5 protein-coding genes and 1 tRNA gene are annotated in these 7,298 nt (G+C 49.5%); all 6 read left to right on the top strand.

All coding sequences use genetic code 11. The annotated features are described in order from the left end of the window. Positions 1–303: 303 nt before the first annotated feature. The 6 genes from argS (at position 304) to BKN38_RS05150 (ending at position 7,276) form a co-directional block, all read left to right on the top strand. Positions 304–2,187 carry an arginine--tRNA ligase gene (gene argS, locus BKN38_RS05175; protein WP_066456201.1) on the top strand — a complete coding sequence of 628 codons (1,884 nt, stop codon included), beginning with the start codon at positions 304–306 and terminating at the stop codon, positions 2,185–2,187. 73 nt (positions 2,188–2,260) lie between these two features. After that, a complete protein-coding gene (locus BKN38_RS05170) occupies positions 2,261–3,061 on the top strand; it encodes a glycosyltransferase family 25 protein (protein ID WP_066456208.1) in 801 nt (266 codons plus the stop codon). A gap of 13 nt (positions 3,062–3,074) precedes the next feature. Next, positions 3,075–3,866: an acyltransferase gene (locus tag BKN38_RS05165; RefSeq protein WP_066456213.1), complete on the top strand. Its 792-nt coding sequence runs from the start codon at positions 3,075–3,077 to the stop codon at positions 3,864–3,866. Continuing rightward, a complete protein-coding gene (locus BKN38_RS05160) occupies positions 3,863–5,599 on the top strand; it encodes a nucleotide sugar dehydrogenase (protein WP_066456217.1) in 1,737 nt (578 codons plus the stop codon). Before BKN38_RS05165 ends, BKN38_RS05160 begins: the two co-directional genes overlap by 4 nt. Positions 5,600–5,641: 42 nt before the next feature. After that, positions 5,642–5,716, top strand: a tRNA-Asn gene (locus tag BKN38_RS05155). A gap of 60 nt (positions 5,717–5,776) precedes the next feature. Continuing rightward, on the top strand, positions 5,777–7,276 hold the full coding sequence (locus BKN38_RS05150) for an NAD(P)/FAD-dependent oxidoreductase (protein WP_066456220.1): 1,500 nt from the start codon (positions 5,777–5,779) through the stop codon (positions 7,274–7,276). The last annotated feature ends 22 nt before the right edge of the window (positions 7,277–7,298 follow it).

Genomic DNA, 7,298 nt, shown 5'->3' with positions numbered 1-7,298 from the left:
GTGCAGGGGGACTAGGGGGCGGTCTTGCCAATTTAAGCCCCCTGTCCCCCTGCGAAAGGAAGGCGACTAAAAGACTGGGATAAACGCAAAAGATTGGCGACTAGAAAGCCAGAATCTAAAAATCACAAAAAATACAAGAGTCGATTTTTGGTATTTTAAACAAAATGCTAAGCTAGAATAAAGCGGAGTTTATTTGGCAATTTGAGCTGTTTGCAAAAATAAGATAAGAGACTAAGACGAGTGCAAAAGATTGGTGGCCAAAAGACCAGAATCCCAAAAACTTAAAGCGTAAAAAGGCAAAAAATGTATGAATACATAAAATCCATCATCACAGAAACAGCCGGCAGTGAAGCAGTGCTCGAGTGCCCCAAAAATAGAGACTTCGGGCATTTTGCCACGCCTATCGCCTTTAGCCTTGCCAAGCAGCAAAAACTCCCGCCAAGCCAAATAGCAAGCGAGCTTTGCGCCAAGCTTTCTAAGCACAAAGAGTTTGCCAAAGTCGATGAGCTAAAAGGCTATATAAACCTCACGCTTTCGCCAGATTTCATCAACGCTGCTATGGATAGCGCGCTAGATTCTGGGCTAGATTTTGGCAAAGGTGGCGCGAGTATGCTAAAAAGCGCGCAGGATGTTGCAGAATCCATGCAAAAATCAGAATCTGCCAGCACCACTAAGGAGCAAAAAAGCACTCTAGAATCCAAACTTGCACCAGAATCTAAATCCGCTCAATCTACCAAACCCAGCAAATCCGCCACCACCAACCAAAACATATCCACAAGCCAAGCCACGCCCATTAGCCAAGCCACCAAAACCACGCCCGCCACCCACGCTAAAACCACCGCCCCCGCCAAATCCCGCATTTTGCTCGAGTATGTCAGCGCAAACCCCACCGGTCCTTTGCATATCGGACACGCGCGCGGCGCGGTGCTTGGCGATAGTTTGTATCGGCTTGGCTCATATCTAGGGCATGACATCACCACCGAATACTACATAAACGACGCGGGCGCGCAGATCCAAAAGCTCGCCACCTCTATCTATCTGGCTGGGCGCGAGGCGGTGCTGGGCGAGTGCGTGGAGTATCCGGAGGATTGCTACAAGGGCGAGTATATCATAGATATCGCGCGCGCGGCTAGCGAGCATTTTGGCAAGAGTGTGTTTGAAAACGAGTCGCGCATAGCCGAGCTTGGCGAGTTTGGCAAGGATTTGATGCTAAAAGAGATAGAGGGGAATCTTGCGAGTGTTGGGATAAAATTTCATCATTTTGTGAGCGAAAAAGCGCTTTTCGCGCGCTGGGATGAGACGCTAGAGGCGCTCAAAAGTGGCGGCGGAGTCTATGAGGAAGGCGGCAAAATCTGGCTAGCCTCCTCGCAAAAAGGCGATGAAAAAGATCGCGTGATAGTGCGCGAGGATGGCGAGCCTACCTATTTGGCGGGCGATATTATCTATCATCGCGACAAATTTATGCGCGATTTTGACCACTATATCAATATTTGGGGCGCGGATCATCATGGCTACATCGCGCGTGTGCGCGCTAGCATCGCCTATCTTGGCTTTGATGAGACGCGCCTAGAGGTGCTACTAGCACAAATGGTGAGCCTGCTAAAAGATGGCAAACCTTATAAAATGAGTAAGCGCGCGGGCAATTTTATATTGATGCGCGATGTGGTGGCGGATATCGGCGCTGCGGCGCTGCGATTTGTGTTTTTGAGTAAAAAGCCTGATACGCATCTGGAGTTTGATGTCAGCACGCTAAGCGCGCAGGATGCGAGCAATCCGGTGTTTTATATCAACTATGCAAATGCGAGAATCCACACGCTGCTAGAAAAATCAAGCGCGCAAAATGTGGAATCTAGCGCGGATAAACTTGACGCAGAATCCAGCGCGCCAAATGCCAGCGCAGAATCAGGCGCAGAATCCACAAACGAAGCTATAAAGGCCGCGCAAGATTTAGCATTTGAAGCGATGCTTTTGCCTAGAATCGCACAGATGGCGTGGGAAGAGCGCAGTTTGCAAAAGATTTGCGAATACCTAAAAACGCTCGCGGGCAATTTTCACGCATTTTACAACGCGCACAGGATTCTAGGCACGCCGCATGAAGCGTATTGTCTGAAATCTGCCAGGATGGTTAGCCTCTCACTCACGCTTGGGCTCTCCCTGCTTGGCATACAAGCGCAGACCAAAATGTAAGGCTATTTTTGCAAGAGTTGGCATGGCGCGAGGCTTTATAAGATTTGGATTCTAGGCAAAACAAAGGAAAAAGATGCATAAATTTTTCATCATAAATTTGGAGCGCTCGACTGATAGGCGCGCCAAAATGCAGGCAAATATCGATAAGCTTTTACGCGAGAATCCAGATTTTGCCACGCAAGCTAGCTTTGAATTTTTCAAAGCAAAAGATACGCAAAGTATCATAGATTCTGGATTTATCAAGCGGTATTCAAAATTTCGCGCAGGAGTGTGGAAGGCACGCGAGGTGCGCGCTACAGAGCTTGCCTGCTTTGCCTCGCATTTTGCTTTGTGGAAAAAATGCGTAGAGCTAGATGAGCCGATATTTATCCTAGAGGATGATGTGGATTTTTGCGAGGATTTTGCGCGCGGCGTGGATCGCATCGCGCAGAGTGGCTATGATTTTGCGCGCTTGTCGTGGCGCACATTTCACACGATGTATTTGCTAGAGGAGCATTTTGCGCTTGCGCCTTCGCTTATGCTTGGGACATCGGCGTATTATCTCACGCCACGCGCCGCGCGCAAACTTATAAAACACGCGCAAAGCATATTTGTGGCGGTGGATTATTATGTCAGCTTTTCATTTTTGCATGGCGTGAAGGAGATGCTGCATATCCCGCATTTGGTGCATGTAAATGAGCTAGATGAGATATCCACTATCGGTAAGCCAGAGCATCAGCCAAGAGATAAGAGCTTTTATCTTCGCTTTGTGCTGCTGCGCGAGATACATAGAATCTATCGCCACGCGCGGATGTGGATTTTTACGCGCTTTGCCCTGCTGCGCTTAAAAAAGCGCATAAAAGCTAGAGAATCCAAACGCGCTCAAACCAAATAAATGCAAATATAATATGACAAACGCCACTCGCCCAAAAAATTTCATCCGCTTTGCAAGTCCTATCTCTGCCACAAGCTCTATTCATCCTGCTAGCCTTATCCACACCACAAGCTTTATCCATGAAAGCAGCATCATCGATGAGCGCGTGCAGGTAGGGGAGGGGAGCAAGATTTGGCATTTTTGCCATATTTTGCCAGATAGCACCATCGGCGCGCATTGTATCATCGCGCAAAACTGCGCCATCGGTCCTAGCGTGCATATAGGTGAAGGCTGTAAAATCCAAAACAATGTCAGCATCTACAAAGGCGTGCGGCTGGAGGATGGCGTGTTTGTGGGGCCAAGCGCGGTTTTTACCAATGTCATAAATCCGCGCGCGTTTATCGAGCGCAAAGATGAGTTTCGCCCCACGCTGCTTAGGCGTGGATGCAGTATCGGCGCGAATGCCACGATACTTTGTGGCGTGGAAATCGGCGCGTATGCGATGGTGGGTGCTGGGAGCGTGGTGCTGCGTGATGTGGCGCCATTTGCGCTGGTGGCGGGGAATCCGGCGCGATTGATTGGCTATGTGGATAAGGCGGGCGTGCGGCTGGCGTTTGATACGCATGGGCGCGCGAAAAGCAGCTATGATGATAGCGAGTATATCCTAGAAAATGGCATCGTGCGCGTGCTGGAGCCCACACAAGCAGAATCTAAAATGCCAGAATTTCTATCGGTGCGAGAATCCGCTTTACTAGAATCTAAAATGCCAGAATCCACTTTGACAAATCCTACTTTGCCAGAATCCACGCCAAAAGGCGCAAAATGAAAAAAACGCCGCTAGATTCTGCTAAAAATCATCGCGCAGATTCCAAGCTAGATTCTGCCAAAAAATCCGCGCAAGAATCCAAAACGCACGCAAATCAAAAATTAGATTCCGCGCCAGAATCCAAACCGCGTGCAAGTCAAAAAAAAGTCTCCGTGCCAAACCAAAGCCCAAAACCCACCAGCGCCAGCCTGATAGATTCTACTTCAAAAAATCCATTAGATTCTGCCTCAAAATCCAACCCCTTAGATTCCACTTCAAAAAACCCCTTAGATTCTGCCAAAAGATCCACGCAAGATTCTGCACAAGATTCTGCGCCCCAGCCCATCATCGCTATCATCGGGCTTGGCTATGTGGGGTTGCCGCTCGCACTCGCATTTGGCGCGCATTATAGGACTATCGGCTTTGACATCGATGGCGCGCGCATAGCACAACTAAAGCTAGGCGATGATGCCACGCTAGAATCTAGTAGCCAAGATTTCATAGACGCGAGATTCACAAGCTTTAGCGATGATTTGTGCGACATCGCGGGTGCAAATGTCTTCATAATCGCCGTGCCAACACCCATAACCGCGGACAAAAAGCCAGACATCTCCTATCTGCTAGATGCCTGCGCGATGGTAGGCAGCGTGCTAAAAAAGGGCGACATCGTAGTGTATGAATCCACCACATACCCCACATGCACGCGCACTGAATGCATTCCAGCGCTAGAATCTGCCAGCGGCTTGGTGTGTGATCGCGACTTTTTCGTAGGCTACTCGCCAGAGCGCATAAACCCCGCTGACAAGGCGCATTCCCTCCGCAATGTCAAAAAGGTAACCTCTGGCTCCACCAAAGAAGCCGCGCAGAAAATAGACGCGCTCTATCGCACGATAATCACCGCCGGCACGCATCTAGCGCCCAGCATCGAAGTCGCAGAAGCCGCCAAAGCGCTAGAAAACGCCCAGCGCGACATAAACATCGCTTTTATCAATGAAGCTTATATCTTGCTTGATAAGCTAGGCATCGACATCGCCGAGGTGCTGGAGGCTGCGCGCACGAAGTGGAATTTCGCGCCGTTTTATCCGGGGCTTGTGGGCGGGCACTGTATCGGCGTGGATCCGTATTATCTCTATCACATCGCGCAGCGCGTGGGCTATCATGCGCGCATCATCGCCAGCGGGCGCGTGATAAACGAAAAAATGCCGCGATATTTCGCGCACAAACTGCTAAAGATGATGGCTAGCAAAGATATAGAGATTTTGGGCGCGAAGGTGCTGGTGGTGGGCTTTGCGTTTAAGGCGGATTGCGCGGATATACGAAATACCAAGGTGCCAGCACTTTGCGAGGAGCTAAAAAGCTTTGGCGCGCGCGTGGAGGTGGTGGATTCGCTGGTGGATAGGGCGGCGGCGCGGGAGAATTATGGTATAGATATTTTGCGTGCAAGGGATTTGTGTGGCTGGGATTTGTGCGAAGGGGATTTGCGTGGAGATGATTTATGTGGAGGGGATTTACAAAAGGATTTACAGGCGCGTGACTCGCGCGGCGCGGATTCTGATATTTTAGATTCTCGCGCGCTTGATTCTAGAGCTGGCGATTTGCGCGCAAATTCTCACGCTACTGATTCTAGCACACCCCATTCTTATGTGGGATATTATGACGCGGTGCTGGTAGTTTTGCGCCACAAAATCGATGAATCTGTGGATTTTAAGCGATTTGTCAAAGAAAATGGCGTTTTTCTTGCAATAAATCCTTGACATTAAAGCGATTTTTGCATAAAATTTGCGTTTTACTTCTGATCCGGATTAGCTCAGCGGTAGAGTAGGCGGCTGTTAACCGCTTGGTCGCAGGTTCGAATCCTGCATCCGGAGCCATTCTTATCTTACTTCTTTTGTTTTACTAGCTTTAGACTCCAAAAATCACACGAGGGCAAAATGTCAAACCTTGCAAAAAACCAAAGCGCAGAATCTAATGCCAAAAGTTTTAATAATGAAAAAAATAATGCTGAAAAAAATAGCACCCAAAACAATAACCAAAACTCAAGCGACAACAACCCAAATGCCAGCAAAGCAGATTCTGATACTACGCGCCCACGCATTTTAGTGCTAGGTGCTGGCTATGCGAGCCTTTCTTTGCTAAAGGGGCTAAACCGCCAAACTCTAAAAAACGCACAAATCACGCTAATCTCAAAAGAGCCATATCACTATGCCAGCGTGCTTTTGCACGAAGTGGCAAGCGGTTACAAAGACAGGCAGACTTGCAGGGATTTGCAGGCTGTGCTGCCGCGTGGCGTGGAGTTTGTCTGCGATAGCGTGGAGCGGATTTTGCCGCATCGCGTGGAGTGCGCGCGCGGGGCGTATGAGTATGACACGCTTATCATCGGGCTTGGCTTTAGCAGCGATACTTTTGGGATTGCTGGCGTGGCGGAGCATGCGATGAGTCTTATTGATTATACGCAGGCGCGCGCGATTTTTGCGCGGTTGCGCGAGAATCTAGAGGCGTATAAGCGCACTAATGATGAGCGGTATCTGCGCGTGGTGGTGTGTGGCGGCGGGTTTAGCGGGAGTGAGCTTGTGGCGAGCATCGCTATCGAGTTTGCCAAGCTTGCGCGCCAAAGCGGCGTGGATGCTAGTCTTTTGCGCCTTATTTGCATCGAGGCACTGCCAAATGTGCTGCCGATGTTTGCGCCACATATCGCCCAAAAGGGCAGGGCGTATATGGAATCACTTGGCATAGAGGTGCGCTCATCATGCAGGATTTTGGCGTGCGAAGATGGCGCGGTCGTTATCTCTTGCGCACCTTCTGCTAGCGATGCTTCTAACAGCACAGAATCCAAGCAAGAGCGCATAGAATCCAAATGCATCATCTGGACTGCCGGCGTCAAGGGCAATGAAGTGATGGATAAATCATTTGTATGCGCTAGATCGCGCGTGGAAGTGGATGAGTATTTGCTCCCCAAAAATGCGCTGGTGTATAAGGGCGCAGAATCTGGCGCGGGCGTGGATTCTGGCGCAAATCTAGATTCTGGTGCGGGCGCGGATTCTGGCAAAATAAATTCTGGCGCAAAATCTGGTGTAGCTTGCGCGAAAAATAGCCTAATAGGGCGCACTTATATCATCGGCGATTGCGCTTCTTTGATAGATCCTAGCACCTCGCGCCCATACGCGCCCACCGCCCAGCTAGCACAGCAAGAGGGCGAATATCTTGCGCGCGTTTTCAATACTATTTTTGCTAACAAAAGTCTTGGCAGCACCGCCAGCGCGCAAACGCTAGAATCTATCGCGCCTTTTAGATATGAATCAAAAGGCACTTTTTGCTCGCTTGGCAATCGCTTTGGCATAGGAATCGCCAAAAATCGCGAGTTTAGCGGGCTTTTGGCACTTCTAATCAAGCGATTTATCGAATGGAAATGGTGGCGCAAGCTTAGTAAATAAGCAAACTACCAAAATAATACAA

The organism is Helicobacter sp. CLO-3, from assembly GCF_001854545.1.
In the GTDB taxonomy this organism is placed as follows: Bacteria; Campylobacterota; Campylobacteria; order Campylobacterales; family Helicobacteraceae; genus Helicobacter_B.
This window is presented reverse-complemented; position numbering and strand designations above follow the sequence as displayed.